Origin of the sequence: Paenibacillus alvei DSM 29 (genome assembly GCF_000293805.1) — a bacterium.
Classification (GTDB): Bacteria; Bacillota; Bacilli; order Paenibacillales; family Paenibacillaceae; genus Paenibacillus_B; species Paenibacillus_B alvei.
In genome coordinates, this window is record NZ_AMBZ01000003.1 from 532,407 (window position 1) to 547,459 (window position 15,053).

Annotated in this window: 13 protein-coding genes and 3 pseudogenes; 11 read left to right on the top strand and 5 right to left on the bottom strand. The window is 47.0% G+C overall.

What is annotated here, in order from left to right; all coding sequences use genetic code 11:
- Nucleotides 1–65: 65 nt before the first annotated feature.
- Nucleotides 66–191, bottom strand: a complete 126-nt coding sequence (locus PAV_RS36880) for a hypothetical protein (RefSeq protein WP_005546756.1) — start codon at nt 189–191, stop codon at nt 66–68.
- Nucleotides 192–404: 213 nt separating this feature from the next.
- Between PAV_RS36880 and PAV_RS12780 the strand changes: the two are divergent.
- Nucleotides 405–1,586 (top strand): annotated as a pseudogene (locus PAV_RS12780) (VanZ family protein); the annotation flags it as partial.
- 423 nt (nt 1,587–2,009) lie between these two features.
- On the opposite strand, the gene PAV_RS12785 reads toward PAV_RS12780, so the two are convergent.
- Nucleotides 2,010–2,399 carry a DUF2627 domain-containing protein gene (locus PAV_RS12785; protein WP_005546760.1) on the bottom strand — a complete coding sequence of 130 codons (390 nt, stop codon included), beginning with the start codon at nt 2,397–2,399 and terminating at the stop codon, nt 2,010–2,012.
- Nucleotides 2,400–2,577: 178 nt separating this feature from the next.
- Here PAV_RS12785 and lpdA point away from each other — a divergent pair, with 178 nt between their 5' ends.
- From lpdA to lipB, 5 genes and pseudogenes are all read left to right on the top strand, one after another.
- Entirely contained in the window at nt 2,578–4,005 is a 1,428-nt protein-coding gene (gene lpdA / locus PAV_RS12790; protein WP_005546762.1) for a dihydrolipoyl dehydrogenase, read from the top strand.
- Between the two features lie 185 nt (nt 4,006–4,190).
- Entirely contained in the window at nt 4,191–5,222 is a 1,032-nt protein-coding gene (locus PAV_RS12795) for a thiamine pyrophosphate-dependent dehydrogenase E1 component subunit alpha (protein ID WP_005546764.1), read from the top strand.
- Nucleotides 5,213–6,196, top strand: a complete 984-nt coding sequence (locus PAV_RS12800; protein ID WP_005546766.1) for an alpha-ketoacid dehydrogenase subunit beta — start codon at nt 5,213–5,215, stop codon at nt 6,194–6,196. Before PAV_RS12795 ends, PAV_RS12800 begins: the two co-directional genes overlap by 10 nt.
- A gap of 86 nt (nt 6,197–6,282) precedes the next feature.
- Nucleotides 6,283–7,670 (top strand): annotated as a pseudogene (locus PAV_RS12805) (dihydrolipoamide acetyltransferase family protein).
- Nucleotides 7,671–7,711: 41 nt separating this feature from the next.
- Nucleotides 7,712–8,428, top strand: coding sequence for a lipoyl(octanoyl) transferase LipB (lipB, locus tag PAV_RS12810; protein WP_005546771.1), 717 nt, complete (start codon nt 7,712–7,714; stop codon nt 8,426–8,428).
- 129 nt (nt 8,429–8,557) lie between these two features.
- Here the strand turns inward: lipB and prli42 are convergent, their stop codons facing one another.
- Nucleotides 8,558–8,659, bottom strand: coding sequence for a stressosome-associated protein Prli42 (gene prli42, locus PAV_RS34200; protein ID WP_005546772.1), 102 nt, complete (start codon nt 8,657–8,659; stop codon nt 8,558–8,560).
- A gap of 80 nt (nt 8,660–8,739) precedes the next feature.
- Between prli42 and PAV_RS12815 the strand changes: the two are divergent.
- A pseudogene (locus PAV_RS12815) lies at nt 8,740–9,869 on the top strand (M20/M25/M40 family metallo-hydrolase).
- Nucleotides 9,870–10,039: 170 nt separating this feature from the next.
- Here the strand turns inward: PAV_RS12815 and PAV_RS12820 are convergent.
- Nucleotides 10,040–10,228 (bottom strand): hypothetical protein, encoded by a 189-nt coding sequence (locus PAV_RS12820; RefSeq protein ID WP_005546778.1) that lies wholly within the window; start codon nt 10,226–10,228, stop codon nt 10,040–10,042.
- 94 nt (nt 10,229–10,322) lie between these two features.
- Between PAV_RS12820 and PAV_RS12825 the strand changes: the two genes are divergently transcribed.
- The 4 genes from PAV_RS12825 (at nt 10,323) to fur (ending at nt 13,470) form a co-directional block, all read left to right on the top strand.
- Entirely contained in the window at nt 10,323–10,904 is a 582-nt protein-coding gene (locus tag PAV_RS12825) for an NUDIX domain-containing protein (protein ID WP_005546780.1), read from the top strand.
- Between the two features lie 4 nt (nt 10,905–10,908).
- The gene (locus tag PAV_RS12830; protein WP_005546782.1) at nt 10,909–12,138 is read left to right on the top strand and encodes an endonuclease Q family protein; all 1,230 of its coding nucleotides are present in this window, start codon (nt 10,909–10,911) and stop codon (nt 12,136–12,138) included.
- An 89-nt stretch (nt 12,139–12,227) separates the two neighbouring features.
- The gene (spoIIM, locus tag PAV_RS12835; protein ID WP_005546784.1) at nt 12,228–12,866 is read left to right on the top strand and encodes a stage II sporulation protein M; all 639 of its coding nucleotides are present in this window, start codon (nt 12,228–12,230) and stop codon (nt 12,864–12,866) included.
- A 130-nt stretch (nt 12,867–12,996) separates the two neighbouring features.
- Nucleotides 12,997–13,470 carry a ferric iron uptake transcriptional regulator gene (gene fur / locus PAV_RS12840; RefSeq protein ID WP_005546785.1) on the top strand — a complete coding sequence of 158 codons (474 nt, stop codon included), beginning with the start codon at nt 12,997–12,999 and terminating at the stop codon, nt 13,468–13,470.
- 173 nt (nt 13,471–13,643) lie between these two features.
- Here fur and PAV_RS12845 read toward each other — a convergent pair whose 3' ends face one another.
- On the bottom strand, nt 13,644–15,038 hold the full coding sequence (locus PAV_RS12845) for a S8 family peptidase (protein ID WP_005546787.1): 1,395 nt from the start codon (nt 15,036–15,038) through the stop codon (nt 13,644–13,646).
- Nucleotides 15,039–15,053: the final 15 nt, after the last annotated feature.

The following is a 15,053-nucleotide window of genomic DNA, read 5'->3' on the forward strand; positions in this document are numbered from 1 at the left end:
CGTTTCCATTTGATTTCTTTTGATTGTTACTCGAAAAGGACACAGCCACTCACCCTCTTGTCAGATTACGGTATTATTGTTTCTGCCGGTTCTTCTCCAGTTCCTTTCACAATTCCAAACGCAAAGGATACGAACCCTACAATGAGGACAATAAGTAATATAATTCGATGATTATCATCTTCCGCCGCCATAACATATTCTCCTTGATCCACGACATGTTATCATGATTATTGTAATCAGGTCGGAGGGGAAAGGTTCCAGCAGTTCGGCCTAATCTGCATTGGAATCGTTTCGTATGCAGGCTTACAAAAATGTAATGTGGAAATTGGCTCTCAACTCGTTGACTTTTGGTGGTATTATCGTTAAAGTTACGAATGCGACTACAGATATAAAGAGGGTTTCAAATGAACGCATATCTATTTCCCATTAAGTTTGCTTTTATTACATTCCCGATAGCGGCACTATTTCTGACACTGCCGTTTCTTATTGTGCAATATCGAAAATATGGATATGTGAATAAGGTTCGCGCCATGGTGCTTTACTCCATGCTTCTTTATTTCATATCTGCTTATTATTTGGTCATATTGCCACTGCCACAAAATGTGCATAATTGCTTGGATCGAGCCGGTGCTGTATTTGAACAGCTGCGCCCATTCCAATTCGTCCGAGACATTGTGAAGGAATCCCGTGTTGAATGGTCGCATCCAACGACCTATGTACTGCTTCTTAAAGAAAGAGCATTTATCCAAGCAGCTTTCAATGTAGTACTAACACTTCCGCTTGGCGTATATATGCGCTACTATTACCGGCGCTCGTTTTTGCAAACGACCGCAATTGCATGTTTCGTCTCCTTATTCTTCGAGGTTACACAGCGAACAGGCTTGTACGGCATCTACGATTGTCCGTATCGGTTATTCGATGTGGACGACTTGATTTTGAACACCTTAGGCGGAATTGTCGGATTCTTGCTTGCGCCAGTATTTACATACTTCCTGCCGCGCTCGCATCAGCTTGATGATCATATCGATCTGACCAAAAAGCCTGTTGGATTCATTCGCAGAGGCATTGCTGCATGGCTAGATTTGACGCTGCTATCCATCATTATGGGATGTATGTACATTGTATACCGGTCACTTGTCTACGGAGACAAACAAAGTATTAACTTCCAGTTGAGTGAGTTCAATATGCTTTATCTTGCGGCAGGTATTCTTGTGTATTTCGTCATCATTCCATTGTTTACCGATGGAAAAACATTTGGCAAATGGGTGACACGCATCCATCTTGTTCAAGATGATATAGACAATTCGACCCGAACCCTTACATTTATGGGGTTGATGAAGCGTTACGGATTACTTTATTTCGGTGTAGGCGGCATCAATTACGTATTTGGTTATGTTATGCGATTTAATGAAGCAATGGATCCGATGGATCCAATTGTAACGGTGCTTGTCTTTATCGCGTGGGTGGGCTTTAATGGATTACTATTCCTGCATTTGCTTCTTCATATGTTCAAGAAGGATAAACGTTTGTTCTATGAGAAAATAAGCCGGACCCGGAATGTGATTACAATTCCTGAACGGATGCAAAAAGATCGAGTTGGAGGATCTGCATCATCTAATGCTCCTTCGTCGGTCGAATCGACGTTAGCAGAAGATGGAGTTGTACTTGAGCAAGGACATGAGAGAAAGCACAAGTTAGAGTCCATGGATACAGATTTGCTTACAGCGACGGACGCATCAGAGCGATTTGGATCCTCGGAAAAGGAAGAGAACACACCCCAACGGCAAGAGCCTCCATCACAGCCAGCACCTGCACTTGATGCACGTGAACTGGTTGACCAGGAACTTGCTCGTTTGAAGGAAAAGCTGGCTAAGAAAGAAGAATAAATACCAATAAAAAGGGCCTCTATCGTCACAAAACAGTGATAATAGAGGCCCTATTTCATGCAAATGTAGTTAATTTTATTCTGAATTCATCGTGTAAACGAATACAATGTGTTACCGACCGAATTAGGAACCACTAGAGTGATTCGTGCGCTCTTCTTGTGGTCCGGATATACTCGAAGTCTGCTCTTCACCTTTTGCAGAAGTTTTCACACCTGGTCGGAGGGATGGAGGTTTAGGACGTTTCTCACGGAAGCGTGTGGCCACATAATTGCGCTTACGGTCACGATAAAATATCCAGCCTCCAATGAAGCCTACGCCTAGAATAAATAGCAGCAGACCAATGGTGAAGGGCACCCATTGGAATACGGGGGCAGTCAGCTTGTCATTTCCGTGATCGACCACATAGTCGAATATCGCATTTTTCATAAGCAGAAAGCCGCTTGTCGCGATAACTCCCGGAATGGCCAGGAGCAGAACCGCAATAAATCGAGTGATAACATGGGTTTGCTTCATTATGTTCTTCACCTGCTCACATCTATGTAAGTTAGCTTAATATTACCTTGATTGCGCTTACTTGTCTAATGTTTCCTCTCTTAGAACTGAACAGAATGACAGTTGTCATGTTTGCGGCGCAAAGAAAAGGGAGTACAATAGAACCATCGGAAATTGAACGAAAAGGAGAGTTGCTTGCATGACGAAACAAGTAGATGTTGCGATCTTGGGAGGAGGAACTGGGGGTTATATTGCTGCAATAGCGGCGGCCCAGGCAGGAAAATCAGTCGCTGTCATTGAACGTGAGAAGCTGGGAGGAACTTGCTTGCACCGTGGATGCATACCTAGCAAGGCGCTGCTTCGAAGTGCGGAGATTTACCGTCAAGCAGGAGAAGCAGCTTCATTCGGCGTCGAAATTGAAGGGATGAGGTTGAACTTCGATCGGGTACAGGCTCGAAAACAGAAGGTTGTTGACCAGCTTCATAATGGTGTGCAATTTTTAATGAAGAAGTACAATATCGAAGTGATTCGTGGGGTAGGACGCATTATGGGGCCTTCTATCTTTTCACCGAAGAGCGGCTCGGTTGCTGTGGAATGTGAAGACGGAGAAGCGATTACGGTCGTTCCGAACTATGTCATCATTGCTACAGGCTCACGTCCGCGCAAGCTGCAGGGGCTTCCCGTGGATCATCCATCTATAGTGACGACAGACGAAGCGTTGGAGTGGGATGAACTGCCGAAGCGGGTGGCTATACTAGGTGGAGGAGTTATCGGGGTAGAATGGGCTTCTATGCTGATAGACTTTGGCGTAGAGGTTACAGTTATCGAGTCTGCTTCTCATCTTATACCTCAAGAGGATAAGGATGTGTCAACCGAACTTCAGCGGCAGCTGGCAAAGCGTGGAGTGCGTATACATACAGATGCAATTGTAGAATCTGAGAAGGTTCAGATAGATTCAGATACAGGAGAAGTAAGGCTCCAAATCACTGCGAAGGGGCAAGCAGTAGACATAACTGCAGACAAGCTGCTTGTATGTATTGGGAGACAGGCCAATATCGAGAACATCGGATTGGAAAATGCGGGCATCGAATACAGTAACGGCCGAATTACAGTTAATGAATATATGCAGACAAATGAATCCCACATATACGCAATTGGCGATGTCATCGGGGGACTCCAGCTTGCACACGCAGCATCTGCTGAAGGGATATTGGCAGTTCGTCATCTATGCGGCGAGGCTCAATACACCATTGACTCCCACCGTATTCCTCGCTGTATCTACACTTCTCCAGAGACAGCATCAATTGGATGGACAGAAAAGGAAGCAGTCGAAGCTGGATATTCGATTAAGACGAGTAAAGTTCCTTTCAAGGCAATAGGGAAGGCAATCGTACAAGGTGATACGTCAGGATTCGTGAAAATAATTGCAAATTCGAGCACAAATGATCTGCTCGGTGTACATATCGTTGGGCCTCATGCTACAGAATTGATCGGCGAAGCCGCGGTTGCCCAGTGGCTGGATGCTACACCGTGGGAAGTAGGAGAGGTTATTCACCCGCATCCTTCTCTCAGTGAGATTATGGGCGAAGCTATGCTTGCTGTTGATGGTCGCGCATTAAATCTATAAAGGATGCGAGGAGTCTGACGTTTTCTTTTGGGAATGTTCAGAGTATAATAGTTTTTAGGCTCTAGTCTTAGTACCTGGTATTAGATAACTGACCACTGTTCATTATCCTGACTGCAATGGTACTCTTACCTGCTCTACGCGGCAGGATAAGGACGAATGATGCAACAATAAAGGAGGATGACTCCATGACACCAGATATGACAACTCGTCAACTGACGAGACATGAAGAACTTGGTCTGTCCCATAAGCAGGCATTGGAAATGTACCGAATGATGCTTCAAGCGCGGATGTATGATGAACGTGCGCTTTTGCTGCAGCGTGCCGGCAAAATTAATTTCCATGTATCAGGGATTGGCCAAGAAGCAGCGCAAATTGGCGCAGCATTTGCACTTGATCATCAGAAAGACTATTTCTTGCCATATTACCGGGATTATGGATTTGTGATGTCGGTTGGGATGACTGTACGTGAGCTTATGCTAGCATTATTCGGCAAGGCAGGCGACCCGAACAGCGGAGGACGCCAAATGCCAGGTCACTTTGGCTGCAAGCGGCTGCGGATCGTAACAGGATCAAGTCCAGTCACGACACAGGTTCCACATGCGGCAGGTATCGCACTAGCCACGAAAATGCGCAATGAGGATGCGGTATCCTTCGTAACGCTTGGAGAAGGATCAAGCAACCAAGGCGACTTCCATGAAGGCTGCAACTTCGCCGGTGTGCACAAGCTGCCGACGATCATTATGGTAGAGAACAATCAATACGCCATCTCGGTGCCGATTGCGAAGCAAATAGCAGGTCGGGTTTGCGATCGGGCTTTAGGCTACGGCTTCCCTGGAGTTCAGGTTGACGGTTGTGATGTGCTTGAGGTATACCGGATTGTGAAGGAAGCACGTGAGCGTGCTGTTCGAGGCGAGGGGCCTACACTCATTGAAGCAGTCATGTACCGCTTGTCTCCACATTCCACTTCAGACAATGACATGGCATACCGTACAAAGGAAGAAGTGGAGGAGCATCGCAAGAAGGACGGGCTTCCTCGCTTCAAGGCATACTTGATGGAGTGCGGTATATGGTCGGAAGAGGAGGATGCAGCCTTGCGTGCTGAATTGAAGGCTGTGCTTGACGACGCAACTTCTTATGGCGAACAGGCGCCATTCCCGCAAGCAGAAGAAGCGCTGAAGCATGTTTACGGGGAGGAGGGTCAAGGAACATGGCAGTAATGGAATACATTGATGCAATTCGTTTGGCAATGAAGGAAGAAATGGAGCGAGATAAGAGCGTATTCGTGCTTGGTGAGGATGTCGGTGTGAAGGGCGGCGTTTTTACTACGACGAAAGGTCTATATGAGCAGTTTGGTGAATCTCGTGCCCTTGATACTCCGCTTGCTGAATCAGCAATTGCAGGTGTTGCTATTGGCGCAGCAATGGTCGGTATGAAGCCGATTGCGGAAATGCAGTATTCAGACTTCATGTTCCCGGCAACGAACCAAATCATTAGTGAAGCGGCGAAGATCAGATATCGCTCGAACAATGATTGGACCTGTCCACTTGTTGTACGTGCTCCAATTGGGGGGGGCGTTGCGGGAGGGTTATATCATTCCCAATGCCCTGAATCGGTATTTTTCGGTACACCGGGATTAAAAATAGTAGCTCCGGCCACTGCATATGACGCGAAGGGAATGCTGAAGGCAGCGGTTCGTGATCCAGATCCGGTTATTTTCTTTGAGAACAAGAAGTGCTATCGGATGATCTCAGGAGAGGTTCCGGCTGACGATTATATAGTGCCAATTGGCAAAGCGAACGTAGTTCGTGAAGGAACAGATTTAACGGTTATCGCATACAGCTTGCCCGTCCATTTTGCACTGCAGGCTGCGGATGAATTGGCGAAGGAGGGTATCAGTGCGCATGTGCTGGACTTACGGACGATTCAACCGCTTGATCGTACAGCGATACTCGAGGCTGTATCGAAGACTGGCAAGGTGCTCATTATTCACGAGGATAACAAGACTGGTGGCGTAGGGGCGGAGGTAGCAGCGATTATTGCAGAAGAGCTGCTCTACGATCTCGATGCACCGATTCAACGCTTGTGCGGACCGGATGTGCCAGCAATGCCTTATAGTCCTCCGATGGAGAAATTCTTCATGCTAAGCAAGGACAAAGTGAAGGAAGCGATGCGCCAATTGGCTATCTTCTAATTGAATGGCAGACGGCCAGAGGTGAGGAGCTTATTTTCTAATTTTAGAGCTTCTCTCCAGGCCGTACAGAACGGGAGTGTGAAACGATGTCTTCAAATCATGGAACAGAAGTATTAATGCCGCAACTGGCGGAGTCGCTCGTACAGGCGACGATTGGCAAATGGCTGAAACGTCCTGGTGATGCCTTTGATGCATATGAGCCGATTTGTGAGGTGATTACGGACAAGGTAGTTGCGGAATTGCCTGCAACTGAAGCAGGAATTATGCGCGAGATTGTAGCTCACGAAGGGGAGACAGTTGCAGTTGGCGCGGTAATTTGCCGTGTTGAGCCGCAAGGAGCGGCATCTGCACCAGTGTCTGCAACAAATGTCTCTGAGCCGAAGCCTCAGCAATCAGCAAATGCTCAAGGCAATCACACTGGGCAGGATATGCGCAATCGCTATTCACCGGCTGTACAGCGCCTTGCGCAGGAGCATGGCATTGATTTGCAGCGTATAGCTGGTTCTGGATTGGGTGGTCGTATTACACGCAAGGATGTTATGGCGGCGATCGAAGCTGGCGGAGAAGCAGTTGTAATACCTTCGGGGCCAGCATCTGCGGGCTCGGTAGGCAACGTGCCAACTGCAGCGCCAAGTATGGGGATATCTGGCGGAGCTGCCATGCCGCAATCTGTTTTTGTTCAGCAAGCTAGTGGGCCTGTACGCCATACTGGGCTGCATTTAACTGAAACACCGCGCATTCCTTCTATTGAAATTGAGGGCAGCGGACAAGCAGGCAATGGAGAGACCTTCATTGACGTAACGCCGATTAGGCATACAATTGCGACACGCATGCGTCAGAGTGTTTCTGAAATACCGCATGCTTGGACGACTATTGAGGTCGATGTAACGGATCTCGTACAGCTTCGCAACAAGATTAAGGATGAATTCAAGCGCAAGGAAGGCATTAACCTGACTTATTTGGCATTCGTACTCAAGGCGATTGTTAATGCGATCAAGGATTACCCAATTATGAACTCGGTATGGGCTGTCGATAAAATTATCGTGAAGCGCGATATTAACCTGTCTTTGGCAGTAGGTACGGAAGATTCGGTATTGACGCCTGTCATTAAGAAGGCAGACCAAAAAATATTGCGGGCTTAGCTAGAGAAATTGATGAGCTGGCACGCAAAACGAGAGAAGGAACATTGTCTCCGAATGATATGCAGGGCGGAACATTTACGGTGAACAATACTGGCTCATTCGGTTCCATTCTATCGTATCCGATTATTAACTATCCGCAGGCCGCGATTCTTACGTTCGAATCGATCGTGAAAAAGCCTGTCGTCATTAATGATATGATTGCGGTTCGCTCCATGGCGAACATGTGTCTATCTTTGGATCATCGGATTCTCGACGGCGTAATTTGCGGAAGATTTTTGCAGCGTGTAAAAGAAAATCTTGAAGGCTTCTCATTGGACACGAAAGTGTATTAAAATAAGATCAGCACGAATCGACAGAAGAAAGCGTGATAACAATGAGTAATGAATGGAACAAATTGGACAAGGCTCTTCGTGTAACGTACATGGATCGCATCGATTATGGTGCAGCATGGGATTTACAAAAAAAACTCGTCCGTGCCATTGATGATGGAACGAGAGAGGATACGCTGCTGCTGCTTGAGCATCCCCCTACGTATACAATCGGTTCTCAGCGTCATCCTGAGCATTTGCTGCTTAGCAAGGATGAACTTGAACGTCAAGGGATAGCGCTGTATGAGATTGATCGCGGTGGGGATATTACATATCACGGTCCAGGCCAGCTTGTTGGCTATCCGTTAGTGCTATTGGATGGGCCTCAATTAGATCTTCATGGTTATTTGCGATCGCTCGAAGAAGCTATTATTCAATTTCTTGCAACATTCGGTGTAACAGGAACCCGGAAGCCAGAGTATACCGGTGTGTGGGTTGGCAATGTTAAAATAGCGGCGATTGGTGTGAAATTTAATAAATGCAGACACCGTCGTGGTTTTGTAACTAGCCATGGCTTTGCACTGAATGTGAAGAGTGGTATTCAGCATGAAGGGTTCTCAGGCATTATTCCGTGTGGAATTAGTGAATACGGAGTAACTTCTTTAGAAGACTGTACAGGACAATCCTTTACCGTTGAGCAAGTGGGTCAATTGTTGCTGCCACATCTTATTCATGTGTTCGGATTCGAAGCGGCTCAGATGGATACGTCGTTGTCGGTGTAAGAGGGTGCAAGTTAGAACAAGCCATGCGATTTCTCGCATGGCTTGTCCCGTAGCCGTTCAACTTGATTCTGGTTATGTGGTTGCTTGATCGATGCAGCTATGTGGCCCCAGCTTATTCTGCTTGAAGCACTAGCCATATATGAATGGCTCGACAATCACAAGCACGGTGGATGCGAGCATCGCGGCGAGCATGACATAAATAATAATTTTAAACCATCGTTTGGATTGCATGAGGGCAGAGAACTCCTTTCATCATTAAATCATGAGTTATTCTCTATTGTACATTAAATAATCGTTTGGAGGAAAGAGATATGGTTCAACAAGAAAGACTTGTAAAGCATTTTATGGAACTGGTTCAAATTGATAGTGAGACAAAAACGAACGCGCGATCTGCGATGCATTGAAACAGCAATTCGAGGCGCTTGGCTTACAGGTATCGGAAGACGACACAACAGCTGAAACCGGTCATGGGGCAGGCAACCTGATAGTGAATTGGCCAGCTACAGAAGGACAAGAGAATGCAAAGCGTTTATTCTTTACTTCTCATATGGATACTGTTACACCAGGTAATGGCATTAAACCACAGCTTGGTGAGGATGGATATATCCGCAGCGACGGCACGACAATTCTTGGTTCAGACGACAAGGCAGGGCTTGCTGCGATGTTCGAAGCTATCCGACTCATTCAAGAATCGAATACGCCGCATGGCACGATTCAATTCATCATTACAGTTGGTGAGGAATCCGGTCTTGTAGGCGCCCGTGCAATGGACAGTAGCCACTTGCAGGCTGATTTCGGTTATGCGCTGGACTCTAACGGTGAAATCGGAGCGATCGCGGTAGCTGCTCCAACACAAGCCAAAATTACGATGGAAGTATTCGGCAAGTCCGCTCATGCGGGCGTGAATCCGGAAGATGGCATCAGCGCAATTCAAGTTGCCAGCAAAGCGATCTCCCGAATGCCGCTTGGCCGCATTGACCACGAAACGACTGCTAACATCGGCAAATTCGAAGGTGGTGGCGCAACAAACATTGTATGCGATTATGTGAAGCTGCATGCGGAAGCGCGTAGTATCGTACAGCATAAAGTTGAGGCTCAAGCGAAGGCAATGAAGGAAGCGCTCGTGAGCGCAGCTGAGGAATGTGGAGCAAAGGCTGAGTTCCATAGTGATATTGTGTATCCTGCATTCCAGTTTACAGAGAAGGATGAAGTCGTACAGCTTGCAAAGCGGGCAATCGAAAGCATCGGTGCAACGACTCGCTTGTTCCATTCGGGCGGTGGCAGCGATGCGAACATCTTCAATGGCATGGGTGTGCCGACAGTAAACTTGGCGGTAGGATACTTGGACATTCATACAACGAAAGAACGTATTCACGTATCCGACTTGGTGAAAACAAGCGAATTAGTTGTAGCCATTATTCAACAAGCTGCACAAGCATAACACATTACTCATGGAATACAACTTTTTGATGGATGCGGCCATGCTATCTACCATTAGGTAAGAAAAGCACAATTGACTGCCTCAAAATTAGAATAGTAAAGCCCTTGTTCAATGAGAATCATGAACAAGGGCTTTTTGGTATTTAGAGACTTTGCGCATAAGTTGAAGAGTTATTTTGCATCGTAAGAGGTGAAGGCAATTTGTTTTTTGCTGAAATTTCCACGGTTCGCTTGCTGTTGAACCAGCTCTGATATTGAAGTGTTGCCTCCATGGCGCATCATGAGGCGGCGCAGCTCAACCATTACCTCTTGCTTCTTACCTACTAGCAGCATTTCTTGTTCTTGATATATTCGCTGCATTCATGCATCACTCCCGGATCGAATCGGACAAGCCGTAATGATATAATGAGTATGTTCTAGTGAACGGGAATATGACATAAAGGAGAAAGAGAATATGAATGAACATCAAAGACCGATACAGACATGCAATCACCTGGAAGAAGTTACAATTGAGACCAAGTCCATATTTGATGGAAAAATCATTAAGCTCCAAGTAGATACGGTTAAGCTTCCAGACGGATCAACTGCTACAAGAGAGATTGTCCGTCATCCTGGTGCAGTTGCCGTGCTAGCTATCAAAGGGGAGAAAATGCTCGTTGTCGAGCAATATCGTAAACCGCTTGGTCGCAATCAGGTTGAAATTCCCGCTGGCAAGCTTGATCCGGGCGAGCAGCCAATAGAGGCAGCGATGCGAGAACTCGAGGAAGAGACGGGATATCGAGCGAATACTCTTATTCCATTAGGCTCCTTTTATACGTCGCCTGGCTTTGCAGATGAAATCATTTATTTATATGTAGCAGAGCAATTGACAGCAGGTGAAGCGCATACAGATGAGGATGAGTTCCTTGAGGTAGGCGCGATGACCTTAGAAGAGGCTTTCGATGCGATGCGTGATGGGAGTATTAGTGATGCGAAGACAATCAATGCGATGTATGCGTGGCAAATTTACAAATTGACTGGAAAGTGGCCGGTGTAAGCAAATGAACAACGCAGCAGGAAGCAAGCCAAACGATGCGCTTCATACGATGTATGGGGATTTCCATATCCATATTGGCAGCACGTCCGATGGACGGCCTGTTAAAATAAGCGCCAGCCGCAATTTAACCTTTGAGGCAATTGCACAGGAGGCATCGGAACGCAAAGGAGTCCACTTAATTGGCATCATCGATGCCCATGCGCCGGGTGTTCTGCGGGATATCTCGGCACTTCTCGATAAGGGGGAGATGGAGGAGCTTGCCGACGGAGGAATTCGGTACAAGGATACAACTTTGTTTTTGGGAACGGAGCTAGAGATCCGTGAAGAAGGATATGGTATCGCCCATGTGCTCTGTTACTTGCCGAACATAAATGCAATGGAGCGCTTCTCAAGCTGGCTTGCACCTCATGTAACGAATATGAATTTATCGTCGCAGCGTGTTTATTTGTCTGGTCGTACCCTGCAAGAAGAAACGGCGGCGTATGGTGGTTTGTTCGTGCCTGCACATGTATTTACTCCTTATAAGAGCATATATGGGAATTGCGCAGATCGAATGGCCGACATACTGGATTTAGAGCTGATAGACGCTGTAGAACTTGGATTGAGTGCCGATACGGAAATGGCAAGCTGTATCTCTGAATTGGATCGCTTTACGCTTCTGACGAACTCGGATGCGCATTCTCTAAGTAAAATCGCAAGGGAATATAATGCACTTGCCATGGCATCTCCTACATTCAAGGAATGGGCAATGGCGCTTCGTAGCGAAGCGGGGCGCAAGGTTACAGCCAATTACGGCCTTAATCCTCGTCTTGGAAAATATCATCGTACGTCATGTGCCAATTGTGGTCATGTCCTGGATGGGATCGTTATCGATGGTACTTTAAGTGAAGTACAGCCTATCTGTGAGAAGTGCGGCTCAAAGAAGTTTATTCGCGGTGTATCGGATCGGATTCAATCTATCGCTGACCGCGAAGCGACATGTCTCGCTCACCGCCCACCATACTGTATGCAAATTCCGCTCGAGTTCATACCTGGCGTAGGGAAGCGAACGCTGGCTAAGCTGCTGGGGCATTTTGGAACAGAGATGAACGTCCTGCATCATGCCACGGAAGAAGAACTCAAGCAAGTAGTTGGACAAGCAACGGCAGAGCTTATCGTGCTTGCTCGTAGCGGACAATTATCTCTGCAAAGCGGAGGCGGCGGGACTTATGGCAAAGTAATTGCCGGGGAATAGATTTCAAAATCATAAATGGACGAGCTGGAGCATAAATTGGATGGACGAGATATTCGTCACTGTAACCTACTAGAAAGGGGCCTTCATCCATGAAGCCGATTGCTCAGTCTTTTCGTGCTCAGCTCCATTTATATATTTTCGTATCTGTTCTTTTCCTTGTCGGCGTTGTATTTGGTTCCTTGCTTGTCAATGCTTTGACATTGGAGCAGCAACAGGATATAGGCAGCCATGTCAATCAATTTGTATCGACGATGGGGCAGGAGTCAGCTGCTTCGAATTTAGCTGGAGTCGGTGGGGAGACGTTCTTAAGCTCGACGATGTTCTATGTCAAATGGGTAGCACTCATTGCACTGCTCGGCATATCCATTATCGGCTTTCCTCTTGTACTTGCACTTGTGTTCGCAAAGGGCGTATTTATCGGATTTTCGGTAGGGACGCTTATTAGCCAATATGCATGGAGGGGTGTTCTGTTCGCACTCGTATCTGTCGCCCCGCATAACATTGTTGCGATTCCTTTTTTGATGATTGCAAGCGTAGCCTCCATGGTATTCGCAATGCATATTTTAAAAAATCGCTTATTTGTTCCTAGAATGCAGTCATTGCGTGAACCTCTCCACCGTTTTATGACACTTCAAACTGTCTCATTGGTTGGTATGGCTGGGGTAGCTGCGATTGCAACATGGGTGTCCCCTATTATGATGAGTTGGGTCGTTCCGATGCTAAGTTGATTGAATTAAGAATGAATCGTGCCAAGAAAATTGACTTTGTGCAATTCATTTGACACTGCTTGCGTTCTCCCCCTATAATATATAGAAGTGATACAAATGAAACGTGGATGGCAGGCAAGGGGGGAGACCATTGGAAGCGCGGATTGAGAAGATTAAGCAGCAACTTCAATCCCAAGGGTACAAGCTGACACCACAGCGCGAGGCAACCGTGCGCGTCCTGCTCGAGAATGAAGAAGATCATCTTAGTGCTGAGGACGTATTCATGCTCGTGAAAGAAAAAGCGCCTGAAATCGGTCTTGCCACCGTATATCGTACATTGGAATTGTTAAGTGAGCTGCATGTCGTGGAGAAAATGAACTTCGGCGACGGCGTTGCACGATATGATTTGCGCGGAGATACGAATAAGCATCATCATCATCATTTGATATGTGTCCAATGCGGCTCTATGCAGGAGATTCGTGAGGATTGGCTTGGGCCTTTGGAAGAGCGCTTGGAGAAGGAATTTCAATTTACTGTTGTTGATCATCGTCTTGATTTTCAAGGCATTTGCAAGAAATGCCGTGAAAAGCAGGCTGAGGAGCAGGTGGAATCACCGCAGCAGTAAGCGGGAAACTGTAATGGCGCAAGGCTGTGCCAGTACGGGGAATAGCGGCAGCTTATGAGATGGATATGATGAGAAAGCCTCGGCAGCATAGCCGAGGCTTTATTGCTTGGGATCAACGATAACGGCATAGATACATAATGAAATTAGGAATGCGAAATGTGCTTATGAAGCATTTACTCTTTGCGCATAGCAACAGATGTTCTTTTTCGGCTGTTGGCGGTGATCCGCCTTTCAACAACGAGAGTTCGGCGAGCTGCACGCTTGCGCTTCCTCCGCTGAACAGCGGCTGTTTTCTTACTGCGATTGCTTCGTGAGGAGGCTATTGCCATATAAGGAGTGATTGGAGTCGCCATAGCTGGGGCCAACTCGTAACTATTGCTAGCTTCCGCCGCTGGCTGGGATGCGATGGAAAGTGCAGAGAAGGCCTGCTCTGCTTGGATCAGACCGAATCCCTGTGAAATTCGCGAATACCCCTTGAGTGGGCGGGCATTGTTTATTAACAATTTGCGAACATGGGCGGGGCTTATTTTGCGGTTGTGAGCCAGCAGCAGGGCGACCGTTCCTGAAACATGTGGCGCTGCCATCGATGTTCCGGAATTCGCGACAAATCCTTTTTTGTTGCTAGTGGATACGATATCGCTGCCTGGTGCAGCAACATCAATGCCTCGCCCGCGGCTGCTAAATGATGCAATGCGATTTTTCTTGTCCGTGGCCGCAACCGCGATGACTTCCGGGTAGCTGGCTGGCTGATCGATTTTTTTGCTGCTTTTGCCCTCGTTACCGGCTGAGGAGACAATCACAATTCCATTGCGATGAGCTCGCTTTACCATTGTTCGCAGTGATGCACTGGCTCCATTAAGTCCTAAGCTCATATTGATGACGTCCATTTTATTGCGTATGCACCATTCAAGCCCTTCCACAATATCTGAGACATATCCGTCCCCGGTCTTATCCAGAACCTTTACGGCATAGAGTTTGACCTCTGGGGCTACACCATACTGCATTCCATTTTTTCCTAGTGCAGCAACAATCCCCGCTACATGCGTTCCGTGACCATTGTCGTCCTTATAAGGGCTTCCCTTATGGATTGTGTTCACCCCACCTGCAATTTGGAGATCAGGGTGGGTAGAGATGCCGGTATCAACGATGGCGACTTTAATGCTTTTTCCTTGAGATTTCTTCCATACGGGTGGAACTTGTATGCGTTTGACTCCCCAAGGAATTTGGTCTGTTGCAGAAGAAGCCTCTGTAGTTATGGAGTCCAGATTAAAGTCTGCAGGATCATAGAAGAAAGGGGATAGATGTGCTCTGACTTTCGCGTCCGTTTCAATTCTGCGGACGTGCGGATGCTTCTTCAATCGCATCAATGCTTGATGGTTGCCATCCATATGACAGCATAACATATTCGCTGAATCGACTTGCTTGACAGGTGTAATGCCGAATTTTTGTAATTCAAGTATGCATGCGTTGTAGCTTTCTTCGTCTTTTAAAATAATCATCTTGCGTATCGCTTTGCGATGAGGCCGACTGCTGACAGCCGCCTTCAACATGCGTGATAAGGTGCGCATGCTTGCTAGCCCTCC